Genomic DNA, 13,494 nt, shown 5'->3' with positions numbered 1-13,494 from the left:
GACGCCGGCAAGGCGTTCAACCACAACCGGCTCTCCAACCTGCCCCACAGCGCGCCGGACGTGTGTGGTTCCCCCAAGATCGTGGAGGGTTCCCTATGCCGCGTCTCGGGTGAGAGCGGCGTTCTCGTAGTTGATCGGTGAGAGCCCGCCCGCGGCGCTGTGTCGCCGGCGGTGGTTGTAGAAGCCGTAGCACCAGTCGATGACCACCGCCCGCGCCCTGCTGGTGGTGTCGAAGTCGTTGCGGGACAATACTTCCCACTCCAGGCTGGAGAAGAACGCCTCCGCCGCGGCGTTGTCGAAACACGACCCGACCCGACCCATCGACTGGCGGATCTCCAGCCGCCGACACAGCGCGGTGAACGCCCCGGCGGTGTAGGTCGACCCGCGGTCGGTGTGAAAGATCACTCCTCGGATCTAGCCCGCCCCACCGCGGGCCGCGGTGGCCATCCGGATGGCCTCACACGCCAGCTCGGCGTTCGGGTGCAGTCCGGTGGCCGCGCCGAGCAACCGCCGCGAGTACAGGTCGATCACCGTGGCCAGATACAGCTTCCCGGCCGCGGTGGGGATCTCGGTCATGTCCCCGACCCAGCGGCGGTTCGGCTCGGCCGCGGTGAAGTCGCGTCTGAGCAGGTCGGGGAACTTCGGCGCTGCGCGGTCCTGACGGGCCAGCCCGTTGCGTCTCTTGATCCGGCGCGCGACCAGGCCCTGGCGACGCATCGAGTCCGCCACAGTCTTCTCCGAGACCTGCCAGCCGGCCTCACGCAGGTCCGCGTGCAACCTCGGCGAGCCGTGCAACCGCTGGGCAGCGTCGAACGCCACGCCCACCGCGGCGTCGAGCCGGGTCCGCCGCTGCTCGGTCGCGGTCGTGCCACCGTCGGGGCTGCCGGCGCGCTGCAGCCACTTGTACAGCCACGAGATCGACACCCCGAGCAGGGCACAGGCCAGCGTGTGCGGCACCCGGTGGAAGGTCCTCTGGTCGGCGATGAAACGGGCCACGCTCACCTCGTCGCCTCCTTGACCCACAGGACCACGGATCGCTTGAGGACATCACGCTCCATCCGCAGCTCGGCGTTCTCCGCACGCAACCGCTTGAGCTCCTCGACGTCCCCGCGGGACAGGCCCTCGGTCTCCTCACGGGCCTCACGGGCGCGGGCCACCCAGTTGCCCAGCGTGCCCTCGTTGACCCCCAGGTCTCTGGCGACCTGGGCGATCGGCTTGCCCGTCTCCTCGACGATCCGGACCGCCCCGTCACGGAACTCCCGGTCGTATCGCTTCCGTACCTCTGGCATCGCTACCCCTTATAGCTGATGCCTCCCCGATCATGGGGGAACCGCAGACTGCTATGTCGCGATCGGGGGCGGGTCGGCCATCGACACGGCCAAGGCCGTGAACCTCCTGACGACCCACCCCGGCGAGCTGCTGGACTTCGTCACGCCGCCGATCGGGGCAGGCACGGCTCCCTGGCTGCCGCTCAAGCCGCTGATCGCGGTTCCGACCACGGCCGGCACCGGTTCGGAGTCGACCACCATCTGTGTGGTCGACCTGCTCAGCCAGCACCTCAAGGCCGGGGTCAGCCACGCTCGTCTGCGGCCGTCGATGGCCGTGATCGACCCGCGCACGACGCTGACGCTGCCGCCGGCGGTGACCGCGGCGAGCGGGATGGACGTGCTCTCCCACGCGCTGGAGAGCTACACCAGCGTCCCGTTCGATGCGAAGCCGTCGCCCGAGGACCCGATGCGCCGTCCTGCGTTCTGCGGCTCCAACCCGATCAGTGACGTGTGGTGCGAGATGGCACTGACCCTGGTCGGCCGCTATCTGCGCCGGGCCGTGCACACCGGGCGGGACATGGAGGCCCGGACTCAGATGATGCTGGCCTCGACCTACGCAGGAACCGGTTTCGGCAACGCGGGAACCCACCTGCCCCACGCCAACGCCTACCCGATCGCCGGGGGCGCGAAGGGCTACCAGGCCCGGGGTTACCCGGACATGGTGATGGTCCCGCACGGGCAGGCCGTCGCCTCGACCGCGCCGGAGGTGTTCCGGTGGACCTATCCGGGCAACCCGCAGCGGCACCTGCGTGCCGCGGAGCTGCTCTCGGGCCGGACCTTCACGACCACCGACGGTGCCGACGCCCTGGCCGGTGTGCTCGCCGAGCTGATGTCCGACATCGATGTCCCGGTCGGGTTGCGCAGCTTCGGCTTCACCGAGGACGATCTTGACACCCTCACCGACGGCACGCTCAAGCAGACCCGCCAGCTCGCGGTGGTGCCCCGCGCCGTCGACCGGGACGCGGTGACGAGCATCTTCCGCCGGTCGCTGTGAGGGGTGAAGGGTCGATGAGTTCCCCGAGCCCCGACGCCGATGCCGGTGCCCCGCAGAGTTCCGACGTCCGTCTGGTCGTGGCCTCCAGCGTCGTCGGCACCACCGTCGAGTGGTACGACTTCTTTCTCTACGGCCTCGCGGCCGGTGTGGTGTTCAACCACCTGTTCTTCCCGGCCGACGACCCGGTCGTCGGCACCCTCCTCGCCTTCACCACCTTCGCCCTGGGATTCGTGGCCCGCCCGATCGGTGGCCTGATCTTCGGGCACATCGGCGACCGGGTCGGACGCAAGAAGACCCTGGTCGCCACGATGATGATCATGGGCGTCTTGACCTGTCTGATCGGGCTCGTCCCGACCTACGACTCGATCGGTGTGCTCGCCCCGATCCTGCTGGTGATCCTGCGTCTCGCGCAGGGCGTCGCGATCGGCGGCGAGTGGGGAGGCGCGGTGCTCATGGCCGTGGAGTACTCCCCGACGAACAGACGGGGCCTCTACGGGAGCTACCCGCAGATCGGCCTGGCGCTGGGACTGGTGCTGGGCACCACGGTCTTCGCGGTGCTCGGTGCGGCCTTGACCGACGAGGCGTTCCTCGCCTGGGGCTGGCGGATCGCCTTCCTGCTGTCGGCCGTGCTGGTGGTGGTCGGCATGGTGATCCGGTTGAAGATCATCGATACGCCTGCGTTCCGCAAGCTCGAGTCCGCCGAGCAGAAGGCCACCGTCCCGGCGGCGGAGATGCTGCGGATCCCGGCGGGCCGCCGGAACCTGGTGCTGGGCATGGCCGCACGGCTGGCCGAGGGGACGGCCTTCAACGCGTGGGCGGTGTTCGTGCTGTCCTACGGCACCCAGACGCTCGATCTCGACCGGCAGGACCTGCTGCTCGCGGTCCTGCTCGCGGCGATCGTGATGACCGTCGTCATCCCGCTGTGCGGGAGACTGTCCGACACCTGGGGCAGGCGACGGACCTACGCGGTCGGGGTGGTGCTCACTGCGGTGATGGCGCTACCCGCGTTCGCCGCCCTGGAGAACGGGAGCATGGTCTGGATCGTGCTGGCCCTGGTCGGAGTGCTCGGGCTCGCCTACCCGGTCATGTACGGCCCCGAGGCCGCGTTCTTCGCCGAGCTGTTCCCGCCTGCGGTGCGCTGTACGGGGATCTCGGTGGTGTACCAGCTCTCCGGGGTGGTGGCCTCCGGCATCGCCCCGCTGGTCCTGGCCTACCTCGTGGCCGTGGCAGGCGGTGGGGTCGGCCTGGTCCTGGCCTATCTGGGAGTCACGTCTGTCATCAGCGTCGCCGGCACGCTGCTCGTCCGTCGTCGCGACATGCACCTCGACGACGCCGGAGCCGAGTCGGCCGTGACTGTACGTCCGGGTTGACCGAGGTCCCGTCACGCCACACCCCACCGGAGGGCGCCCGCGTCGAGGGCGCGGGCGTTCTCCCGGAGGGTGATGCCGGGCACCGGGCCCGCACATCGCGGTCGGTGAGGAGCTGGTCCGCCCGTCCCCGGTGGGCCGGCGACTCTCCGTCGCCACCCGGCCGGGTCCCGGCCTGCAGCCGCCGTCCGGCGATCGCGGCCGGTGCCCGCGCCGCGCGGCCGGTGCCCGCCTGGAGGAACCCGACACGCGGGGCAGTGGCCACGGCGATCGGCTGGGTGCCGGTCGTTACGCTGTGATCGTGAGAAGGGGCGGGCTCCGACGATGACCGAGGACGGCCGTGAGGTGCGCGCCCCGGCCGGGACCCAGGCGATCGGCCGGGCCCTGCGAATGGTGAAACTCCTGGCCGAGGAGGGGCGCGAACTGTCCCTGCCCTCGATCGCCGCCCGACTCGACCTCACCTCCGGGGCGGCGCACCGGATCATCCGGGCCCTGATCGCCGAAGGTCTCGTCACCTACGACTCCCGCACCGACTGCTACCACCTCGGCCCGGGCACGGTCCTGCTCGGTCTGGCCGCGCAGCGTGGGTTCGGCCTGGACAAGGCGCTGCCAGTGCTCGAGCGGGTCAACGCCGACACCGAGGAGTCGGTGAACCTCACCATCCGGGAGCAGCGCGACTCGGTGGTCCTGTTGCGGGTCCAGTCGACCCTGCCGCTGCGGTTCGAGCAGAGCCCCGGGGCGCGGTTCCCGCTGTACACGACTGCTGCGGGCAAGGCGATCCTCGCCCACTCCGCGGACGCCACGGTCTATCTGGACAGCCTGCCCGACGAGCTCCCGGCGCTGACCGACAGGACGTTGCGACGCCGCGAGGAGGTCGCGGAGCAGCTGGTCCGGATCCGCGAGGTCGGCTACAGCGTCGACGAGGAGGAGAACGTCGCCGGCGTGCGGTGTGTGGGCGCGCCGGTCGTCGACTCCCGCGGCCGGGCGCAGGCTGCGGTCGTCGTACAGGTCCCGACGGTGCGGATGCCGCCCGAGCGGATGGCAGTGCTGGGAGAACTGGCGATGGACGCCGCTGCGGACGTGGCCCGCTACGTGCCGATCGACCGTTCCCTGTCGCGCTGAGCTCCGATCCCGGCGCGGTCGTCGTCGGCCGCCCCGCCCGGGCCGGATCGGGAGACCGTGGGGGTGACCGCCTGCCGGGGTGCTCCGTCGTCGCCGGCCGCGAACGCGGCGTCGAGCTGGTCGAGGTGGTACCGGCCGGTGACCAGCTCGGCGAAGGGGTACCGGGAATGCGCCTCGGCGAGGAAAGCGACGGCGGTGCCGAGGTCGTCCGGTCGGTAGTTGTGCACGCCGACGACCCGGTGCAGGCCGCGCAGCAACGCCTGCGGGTCGAGCGCGACCGCAGGGCCCGGGCTGACCGAGCCGGTGAGGACCGCGGTCCCGCCGACGGCCAGCGATTCGACACAGCGCGTCACGGCGAGTGCTGACCCGGATGTCTCCATTGCCAGGTCGACACCGGAGACCGGCGATCCGGCCCCGGTGACCTCGTGAGCGCCGAACGCTCCCGCCCACCGCCGCCGCGCGGTGTCACGCGCGGACACGACCACCTCGGCTCCGGCGTGGGCGGCCATCGCGGTCGCGGTCAGTCCGAGCATGCCGGCGCCGGTGACGAGGACCCTGCAGCCGCGCAGATCGGCCGGTCCGTTCCCGAGCGCGGCCGAGACCGTGGCGGTGGCGCAGGACCCGGGTGCGGCGACCTCGTCGGGGACGGTCGCGGGTACCGCCGCGAGTGCTGTGCCCGGCCACAGCCGGCAGTGGGAGGCGAAACCGCCGGTCAGCGGGGAGGTGGCATCGAGCGGTTCGTGTCCGTACTTGTGCAGGACCCGGCACTTCTGCTCCAGTCCGGCCCGGCAGCGTGAGCAGGCGCCGCAGGATGCGGCGACCGACCAGAGGACGCGCAGCCCCGGTGCGACCGGGGTGCCGTCCACGCAGGACGGGGCCGGCGCCCCGGTCGCGACGACGGTGCCGACCTGCTCGTGCCCGAGGACGCACGGTGCGGGGCAGGGTCGACGGCCTGCCACCGAGTGGCGGTCGCTGCCGCAGACGGTCGCGAGGTCGATGCGGACGAGGGTCTCGCCGGGACCGAGGTCGTCGGGCAGGGGCACCTCGACGACGTCGAACCCGCTCCCGACACCGTTCCACCTGGCGTAGCGCGCGCTGCGACGAGGTCCTGGCTGTCGTGTGTGCGGTGTCGAGCGCAACGGGAGGGCGATCCCCGCATCGTGGTATCGTCCCCCACATTGAGATCGTAGATCGACCGCGGGATCCAGGGCGTGTTCCTCGCGCCGGTGGGGCCGGGCGGCGGAAACGGTGTGGTCCATGCTGGTCGCAAGTGTGATAGCGATCTTCCTCGCCTCGGTCCTCGGGGGGGCTGGCGGGTTTCGCGACGTCGTTGCTGTCCACGCCGCTGCTGTTGCTCAGCGGTCTGGACCTGGCCTCGGTCGTGGTGGTCAACCTGGTGGCGACGCTGGCGAGCCGGGTCGTGCTGGTCGTACGCGACCGCGCCCGGATCGACCGGACGCGCACGGTGCTGCTCGGGCTGGGTGTCGTACCCGGTGCCTGGGCCGGCGCGGTCGTGGTGGGGGCGCTCGATGCGGAGCTGCTGCGGGTCGGTGCCGGGGTGCTCGTGGTCGTCCTCGGTGTGGCGCTGCTGGTGACGCACCGGCTCGGAGCCGCGTACCGGCCCGGTCGATGGGTCCAGCTCGCGACGGGGCTCGCCGGGGGGTTCCTGTCCACCTCGACCTCGCTGAACGGGCCGCCGGTGGCGATCCTGTTGCAGCAGCTGCACCTGCCCCCGCCGCGGTTCATCGCCGACCTCGCCGCCTACTTCGTCGTCGCCAACTCGGTGTCACTGCTGATACTCGGTGTCCAGCGACGGATCCCGGTCGAGCTGCTGTGGCCGACGCTGCCGGTGCTGATCGTCGCCGCGATCGCCGGGAACCAGGTGGGCCGTCGCCTCACCGATGTCATCCCGGCCGCTGCGTTCCGGACGGTGACCATCGTGGTCGTCATCGTCTCGGGGTTGGTGACCGCGATCAGCTGACCCGGAGCCGGTCGCGGGGATCACCGGGATCTGCGGGGCGACCGACTGGACGGCGCTGAGCAGTGCGAGGTGGGTGATGTCGTCGGTACTGCATCCGCGGGAGAGGTCGTTGAGCGGAGCGGCCAGTCCCTGGAGCACCGGTCCGAGGGCGGTCGCCCCGGCCAGCCGTTCGGCGATCTTGTAGCCGATGTTGCCGGCGTCGAGGTTCGGGAAGACCAGGACGTTCGCCCTGCCGGCCACCTCGGAGCGGGGCGCCTTGGTCGATCCGACAGCGGAGACGATCGCGGCGTCGAACTGGAGCTCGCCGTCGACCAGCAGGCCCGGCGCGCGACCCCGGAGCCGGGCGGTGGCCTCACCGACCCGGTCGATGCGTTCGTGGCGGGAGCTGCCCAGCGTCGAGAACGACAGCATCGCCACCCGGGGCCGATCCCCGGTCAGGGCCTCATGGGTCCGTGCGCCTGCGACGGCGATGTCGGCCAGCTGTTCGGCGGTGGGGTCCGGGACCACGGCGCAGTCGGTGAAGGTCAGCCTGCGGCCGTCCTGCAGGACCATCAGGAAGCTGCTGCTCAGCGTGTGGACGCCCGGCCGGAGCCCGACGACACCCAGTCCGGCGCGCAGGACCTCGGCGGTCGGCCTCCCGGCGCCGGCCACACAGGCGTCGGTACGCCGGGTCGCGAGCAGCGCGGCAGCCACGACGAGCGGATCGTCGCGCACCAGACGGCGGCGTCGGGCGACCGCTGTGTCGACGACGTCGCGCACGGTCTCGTCGGCGAGGGCGGCCGCGACGTCGAGCACCGCCTCCGCGGGCAGGGCGACGCCGGCGTCCCGGCAGGCCGAGGCCACCGCGTCGCGCTGCCCGACCAGGAGTGGACGGACCAGGCCCTCGTCGTGCAGGCGGGCCGCGGCCCGCACGGCCCGGGCGTCGTCACCGTCGGCCAGCGCGACGACCGGCCGTCGGCCCGCGAGCGTGGCCACCCACCTACGGCGGACGGGCTCGGGCAGCGTCCCGGCGACGTCCACGGTCGATGCGTCCATACCGCGCCTCTCGTTCGGGGTCGGCACGCCCGGGCCGGATCGCCCTCGATCCGGCCCGGGCCTGCGGCGGGATCAGACGTAGTCGCGGTACTTCTCGAGCATCCGCACGGGCTTGCGCAGCGCGTCGGGGCGGAACGGGTCACCGAGCTCGCGGGTGCACATGACCTCGACGACGGTGGTCCGGCCGCCGTCCATCTGGGCGTCGACGGCCTTGCGCAGCGCGGGCCCGACCTCGTCGAGGGAGTCGACGACGATGCCGTCGGCGCCCACGGCCTCGGCGATGCCGGCGAAGCTCTCGCTCTCCAGTTCACCCGCCACGAAACGGCGGTTGTAGAAGTCGACCTGGTTCTTCTTCTCCGCGCCCCACTGGCGGTTGTGGAACACCACCGCCGTGATGGGGATGTCGTGGCGGACGGCGGTCATGACCTCGCCCATGCTCATCGCCCACGCGCCGTCGCCGGAGTAGGCGATCGCTGGCCGGTCCGGCTCGGCGACCTTGGCGCCGATGATCGTGGGGAGGGCGTAGCTGCAGTTGCCGAAGCTCATCGGCGCGAAGAACGACCGGGGCTCCTCGAAACGCAGGTAGCTGTGCGCGACGGAGTTGATGTTGCCGATGTCGGTGGAGACCATGACGTGTGCCGGCATGGCCTTCTCCAGCTCGCGCAGGACCTGGCGGGGGTGGAGCCAGTTGCCCTCCTCCTGCTCCTGCTCCGCGATCATGTCGAGGCTGTAGGGGTCGCGCTCGTGGGTCCACTCCGAGAGCTCGGACTCCCACTGCGACTTCTCGGTCCGGATCTCCTCGGCGCGGCGCTCGCGGGTGCCGTCGCAGGCGAGTTCGCGAGTCGCGAGGCGGTCCGACAGGGCGGTCGCGGTGGCCCGGGCGTCGCCACAGATGCCGACCGCGATCTTCTTGACCAGCCCGAGCTTGGTGTGGTCGGCGTCCACCTGGATGACCCGGGCGTTGCCGGGCCAGTAGTCCATGCCGTGCTGGGGCAGGGTTCCGAACGGCCCGAGACGGGTCCCGAGGGCGAGGACGACGTCGGCCCGCGAGATCAGCTTCATCGCGGCCTTCGAGCCCTGGTACCCGAGCGGGCCGCACCACAGTGGATGGCTCGCCGGGAAGGAGTCGTTGTGCTGGTAGGAGTTGACCACCGGCGCGCCCAGCCGCTCGGCGAGGGCCCGGCACTGCTCGACCGCGCCGCTCATCACCACCCCGCCACCGGCGACGATCACCGGGAACTCGGCGCCGGCGAGCAGGTCCGCGGCCTCGTCGAGGGTGCGGGTCCCGCCGGGGCCGCGGTCGAGAACCTGCGGAGCCGGGATCTCGGTGGTGAGCTCACCGTAGAAGTGGTCGCGGGGGATGTTGAGCTGGGTCGGGCCCATCTCCGACATCGCGCGGTCGAAGGCGCGCCCGGTCAGCTCCGCCATCCGCGCCGGGTTGTTGACGTGTGCCTGGTACTTGGTGAACTCCTGGAACATCGGGAGCTGGTTGGCCTCCTGGAAGCCCCCGAGTCCCATCCCCATGGTCCCCGACTCCGGAGTGATCATCACGACCGGACTGTGCGACCAGAACGCGGCCGCGATCGCGGTGACGCAGTTGCTGATGCCGGGGCCGTTCTGCCCGATCACCACGCCGTGGCGGCCGCTGGCCCGCGCGTAGCCGTCGGCCATGTGTGCCGCGCCCTGCTCGTGCACGACCGGGATCAGCTCGATCCCGGCCGGGGCGAAGATGTCCATCGCATCCATGAACGCCGAGCCTATGATGCCGAAGATCGTGGTGACGCCGTTGGCGGCGAGGGTCTCGACGAACGCCTCGGACGGGGTCATCTTCTGCGGACCGACCTGCTCAGCCACGGGGAACCTCCGGTCTTGAAATTCGGTATGGAACGTCTCGATTACCTGGATGACGACCGAAGGTAGGCCGCGCTGTCTCAGGCGTCAACGGTCACGGCTCGAAAAGCGAGACGTGGCGTGTTAGTTTTCGAGCCGACGGAGGTGGGGCCGATGGAGCTCATCCGACCGGATGAGGGTGCTCTGAGCGGCGAGACACCCGCCCTGCGGGTCATCGCGTTGCTGGAGCTGATCGCGTCGCAGGACCGGCCGGTGACCCTGCCGGGGCTGGTCGAGGCGACCGGTCTGCCCAAACCGACCCTGCACCGCATGGTCCAGTCGCTGGAGGCGGCGGGTCTGCTGGTCCGCTACGGCGACGGGCGGCACTACAGCACCGGGGCGCGCCTGCACAGCCTCGCGGAGAACCTGCTGTTCAACGCCTCCTACGGTGGTGGGCGGCGTGCCGTGCTGCGCCATCTGGTGAACACGGTGGGGGAGAGCTGCAACATCACCGCCCTGTCCCGTGACGAGGTCATCTACCTCGACCGGGTCGAGACCTCCGAGCCGTTGCGGTTCTACCTGCGGCCCGGCTCCCGGGTCCCGGTGCACTGCTCGGCGAGCGGGAAGCTGTTCCTGGCCCAGATGGGGCACGCCCAGCGTGCCCGGTTGCTGGAGAGCGCGCCGCTGCGCGCCTACACCCCGAACACCGTCACCGATGTCAGGGCGCTGTACGCCGAGCTCGACCGGGTCGCCGAGGACGGATACGCGGTCGACGACGAGGAGTTCCTTCCCGGTCTGGTCTGTGCCGCGGTGCTCGTTCCGTCCGAGGCCAACCGGTCCGGTCTGGGAGTGGCGGTGCAGGCACCGGCCATGCGGCTGTCGGTCGACCGGGCGCACGAGGTCCTGCCGGCCCTGCGCGAGGCGGCGGCGTCGCTGGCCGAGCTCCCGTCCGACACCGGCGCCGAGGGTACGGACGAGGTCGGTTCGTGAGCGGGTCCTCCGGGCGGGGCCCGGCGGGCCACCAGGTCCACGTCGGAGTCGGGCCGCCACCCGACGACCTGCCCGACCGTGCCCGACGACGCACCCGAGGACACACCCGGCGACGCAGCCGAGGACGTCGCAGGCGGACCTGCCGTCGATGTCGCCGTGCGTGAGATGTTCGGGATCGACTCCGACCTCGTCGTGCCGGGTTTCGCCCGGCCCACCGCCCACGTCCCCGAGCGTGACGAGTCGTTCCGCTTCCAGCGCGACGTCACCCTCGCGGTGCTCGCCGGGTTCGCGCACAACCGTCGGGTTCTGGTCCAGGGGGGCCACGGGACGGGCAAGTCGACCCATATCGAGCAGATCGCGGCCCGGCTCAACTGGGGCTGCATCCGGGTCAATCTCGACGGTCAACTGGGCCGGATGGAGCTCGTGGGCCGGGACTCGGTCGTGGTGCGGGACGGGGCGCAGGTGACCGAGTTCCAGGAGGGGGTGCTGCCCTGGGCGCTGCGTCGGCCGATGGCGCTGGTGCTCGACGAGTACGACGCAGGCCGGCCGGAGGTCATGTTCGTCATCCAGCGCCTGCTCGAACGCGACGGAACCTTCACACTGCTCGAACGCAACGAGGTGGTGCGGGCCCACCCCGCGTTCCGTCTCTTCGCGACCGCGAACACGGTCGGGCTCGGTCACCAGGGTGGTCCCTACCACGGTGTGCAGCGGTTGAACCACGCCCAGATCGATCGGTGGAACATCGTCGCGCGGCTCGACCACCTGCCACCGGCCGAGGAGATCGCCGTCGTGCGGTCCCGCGTCCCGGACCTGCGGGTCGACGGCGGCCGGGATCTGGTCGCGGCCATGGTCGCGATGGCGGGTCTGACCCGCACCGGTTACGCGACCGGGGACCTGTCGACGCTGATGTCGCCCCGCACGGTCATCACCTGGGCCGAGAACGTGGCGTTGTTCCGGGACACCGCCCTGGCCTTCCGGCTCTCGTTCGCCAACCGGTGCGAGGCCGACGAGCAGGAGATCCTGACCGAGTACTACCAGCGCTGCTTCGACGGCGAGCCCGCCCCGGCCGCGCTCGCCGAAACCGCATGAGCCCGGTGTCGGCGTGAGCATGACCCCGGTCGGTCCGGTCGCGGAGCGCGACCCGGTGCCGGAGCGGGCCCGGCTGCGGCGGGTGCAGGCGGTCGAGGAGCTCGCGGCCGCTACCGCCCGGGCTCTGTGCGGGACGGACGGACTTCGCTTCCGGGGACACCTGCTGTCCGACGGGCACCGCCCGGGAGCCGCTCTGGCCCCCCACCTGCGAGTCGACGTGGAACGTGACGACACGGCCTGCGTACGTGGAGCCACCGACGGTGTGGCGATGCAGCTGCTGCTCTGAGATCCGGTGCTCCACGAGTCGCACCGGCCCGAGAACCCCGTGGAACGGTTCGTGGTGGACCTGATGGAGCAGTTCCGGGTCGAGAGCCTCGCCCCGCAGGCGCTGGCGGGCGTGCACGCCAACCTGCGGCACCGGTTCCGGCACTGGGCCGTCACCGCGCACGACACCGGTCTGACCGGTACTGCCGCCGGACTGGTCCTGCACACCACCGCCGAGATGGCCCGGTTCCGGATCAACGGTGATCCGAACCCGGCGGAGACCGAACGGATCACCGAGGCGCCACGCTTCGCGCTCGGGCCGCGGATCGGCCACCAGCTCGTGCAGCTGCGCCGATGCCGTGGCGACCAGTCCGACTTCGCAGGACATGCCCGGGAGCTGGCCGCGTGCGTCGCCGGCCTCGTCGGCACCGAGGAGTCCGCGACGTCGCCGCGACCGGCCCGGTCGCGCGGGGAACGTGCCCTCGCCGGCCTGCTCGGCCGCGGCGAGGACCGGCCGCGTGGTTCGGACGACCCGGGGCACCCGGCGTGCACCGGTTCCGCGCACCGGCCCGGCTACCGGGTCCTCACCACGACCTACGACAGGGAGCGCCGCGCGAGCGAGCTGGTCCGGCCCGCCCGGCTCGCCGAGCACCGCCGTCATCTCGACGTGCTGCTCTCCCGGCGACCGGCGGGGCGTCGTGGCCTGGTGCGTCGCCTGCAGGCAGAGTTCAGCGCCGCGGTCGTCGCGGACACGTGGGACCAGCGGCTGGAGGCCGGACAGGTGGACGGGCGCCGCCTGGCGGGCCTTGTCGTCTCGCCCGGCGAGCGGCTGATCTTCGCCGACCGTGCGCCCAGCCGGCTCGCCGACGCCCACGTGACGGTGTTGCTGGACTGTTCGGGATCGATGCGCCGCCACGCCGGGTTCACCGCGGTGCTGGTCGACGTGCTCGCCCGAGCGTTGGAGGAGGCCGGCATCCCGTGTGCGGTACTGGGCTTCACCACCTCGTCCTGGAACGGCGGCCGGGCTCGGCGCGACTGGCGCCGCGCCCGGTACCCGAAGGACCCGGGCCGGGTCGCCGAGCGTCTGCACATCGTGTTCAAGGAGGCCGACCAGCCGTGGCGACGGCGGCGACGCGAGATCGCCGCGCTGCTCCAGCAGGATCTGTTCCGGGAGGGGCTCGACGGCGAGGCGGTCGAGTGGGCGGTGTCGCGCACGGCCGGATCCGATCATCGGCGCCGCGTCGTGCTCGTCGTCTCCGACGGCGGCCCGGCTGAGAGCGCCACCGCCGACGCCAACCAGGACGATCTGCTCGATCGGCATCTGGTCGACGTCGTCGCCGCCGCGACCCGGGCCGGCTGCGAGGTCGCGGGCCTGGGACTCGGCCGGGACCTGACCAGCTACTACCCGCGCTCCCTGGTGCTCGCCGCGGAGCGGGTACCCACCCCGGCCACCTTCCGCGAGGTGGTGGGAGTGCTGCAGCGGTAGGCGACGCG

12 protein-coding genes and 2 pseudogenes are annotated in these 13,494 nt (G+C 71.7%); 8 read left to right on the top strand and 6 right to left on the bottom strand.

Translation table 11 applies throughout. From position 1 onward, the window contains the following. Positions 1-93: 93 nt before the first annotated feature. The 3 genes from Ae150APs1_RS32545 to Ae150APs1_RS02910 are packed head-to-tail and all read right to left on the bottom strand — an operon-like array spanning position 94 to position 1,289. Positions 94-405 (bottom strand): integrase core domain-containing protein, encoded by a 312-nt coding sequence (locus Ae150APs1_RS32545; RefSeq protein WP_212567129.1) that lies wholly within the window; start codon positions 403-405, stop codon positions 94-96. A 9-nt stretch (positions 406-414) separates the two neighbouring features. Beyond that, positions 415-1,002 carry a DDE-type integrase/transposase/recombinase gene (locus Ae150APs1_RS32540; protein ID WP_212567130.1) on the bottom strand — a complete coding sequence of 196 codons (588 nt, stop codon included), beginning with the start codon at positions 1,000-1,002 and terminating at the stop codon, positions 415-417. After that, on the bottom strand, positions 999-1,289 hold the full coding sequence (locus Ae150APs1_RS02910; protein WP_075295029.1) for a transposase: 291 nt from the start codon (positions 1,287-1,289) through the stop codon (positions 999-1,001). Before Ae150APs1_RS02910 ends, Ae150APs1_RS32540 begins: the two co-directional genes overlap by 4 nt. Before the next feature lie 55 nt (positions 1,290-1,344). Here Ae150APs1_RS02910 and Ae150APs1_RS02905 point away from each other — a divergent pair. The 3 genes and pseudogenes from Ae150APs1_RS02905 to Ae150APs1_RS02895 form a co-directional block, all read left to right on the top strand. Next, positions 1,345-2,322, top strand: a pseudogene (locus tag Ae150APs1_RS02905) (hydroxyacid-oxoacid transhydrogenase); the annotation flags it as partial. Between the two features lie 14 nt (positions 2,323-2,336). Further along, positions 2,337-3,692, top strand: coding sequence for an MFS transporter (locus tag Ae150APs1_RS02900; protein WP_075295595.1), 1,356 nt, complete (start codon positions 2,337-2,339; stop codon positions 3,690-3,692). Positions 3,693-4,013: 321 nt separating this feature from the next. Further along, complete coding sequence (locus tag Ae150APs1_RS02895; RefSeq protein WP_075295593.1) at positions 4,014-4,811, top strand: IclR family transcriptional regulator; 798 nt, start codon at positions 4,014-4,016, stop codon at positions 4,809-4,811. Here the strand turns inward: Ae150APs1_RS02895 and Ae150APs1_RS02890 are convergent. Continuing rightward, on the bottom strand, positions 4,778-5,854 hold the full coding sequence (locus Ae150APs1_RS02890; RefSeq protein ID WP_075295591.1) for an alcohol dehydrogenase catalytic domain-containing protein: 1,077 nt from the start codon (positions 5,852-5,854) through the stop codon (positions 4,778-4,780). The two genes, Ae150APs1_RS02895 and Ae150APs1_RS02890, sit on opposite strands and share 34 nt — an antisense overlap. A 287-nt stretch (positions 5,855-6,141) precedes the next feature. Between Ae150APs1_RS02890 and Ae150APs1_RS02885 the strand changes: the two genes are divergently transcribed. Continuing rightward, positions 6,142-6,792 (top strand): sulfite exporter TauE/SafE family protein, encoded by a 651-nt coding sequence (locus Ae150APs1_RS02885; RefSeq protein WP_170918034.1) that lies wholly within the window; start codon positions 6,142-6,144, stop codon positions 6,790-6,792. 54 nt (positions 6,793-6,846) lie between these two features. On the opposite strand, the pseudogene Ae150APs1_RS02880 reads toward Ae150APs1_RS02885, so the two are convergent. Both Ae150APs1_RS02880 and xsc read right to left on the bottom strand, forming a co-directional pair. Then, positions 6,847-7,827, bottom strand: a pseudogene (locus tag Ae150APs1_RS02880) (phosphotransacetylase); the annotation flags it as partial. Between the two features lie 72 nt (positions 7,828-7,899). Next, positions 7,900-9,654: a sulfoacetaldehyde acetyltransferase gene (gene xsc / locus Ae150APs1_RS02875; protein WP_075301613.1), complete on the bottom strand. Its 1,755-nt coding sequence runs from the start codon at positions 9,652-9,654 to the stop codon at positions 7,900-7,902. A 177-nt stretch (positions 9,655-9,831) separates the two neighbouring features. Here xsc and Ae150APs1_RS02870 point away from each other — a divergent pair, with 177 nt between their 5' ends. The 4 genes from Ae150APs1_RS02870 (at position 9,832) to Ae150APs1_RS02860 (ending at position 13,486) form a co-directional block, all read left to right on the top strand. After that, a complete protein-coding gene (locus tag Ae150APs1_RS02870) occupies positions 9,832-10,647 on the top strand; it encodes an IclR family transcriptional regulator (protein ID WP_075295587.1) in 816 nt (271 codons plus the stop codon). Between the two features lie 78 nt (positions 10,648-10,725). Continuing rightward, entirely contained in the window at positions 10,726-11,736 is a 1,011-nt protein-coding gene (locus Ae150APs1_RS02865; RefSeq protein WP_249266187.1) for an AAA family ATPase, read from the top strand. 13 nt (positions 11,737-11,749) lie between these two features. Next, positions 11,750-12,022, top strand: a complete 273-nt coding sequence (locus Ae150APs1_RS30220) for a hypothetical protein (RefSeq protein ID WP_083703235.1) — start codon at positions 11,750-11,752, stop codon at positions 12,020-12,022. Between the two features lie 6 nt (positions 12,023-12,028). Continuing rightward, positions 12,029-13,486, top strand: coding sequence for a hypothetical protein (locus tag Ae150APs1_RS02860; protein WP_083679898.1), 1,458 nt, complete (start codon positions 12,029-12,031; stop codon positions 13,484-13,486). Positions 13,487-13,494: the final 8 nt, after the last annotated feature.

The organism is Pseudonocardia sp. Ae150A_Ps1, assembly GCF_001932315.1.
In the GTDB taxonomy this organism is placed as follows: domain Bacteria; phylum Actinomycetota; class Actinomycetes; order Mycobacteriales; family Pseudonocardiaceae; genus Pseudonocardia.
The sequence above is the reverse complement of the archived record's forward strand: the minus strand, read 5'-3'. Positions and strand labels throughout refer to the sequence as shown.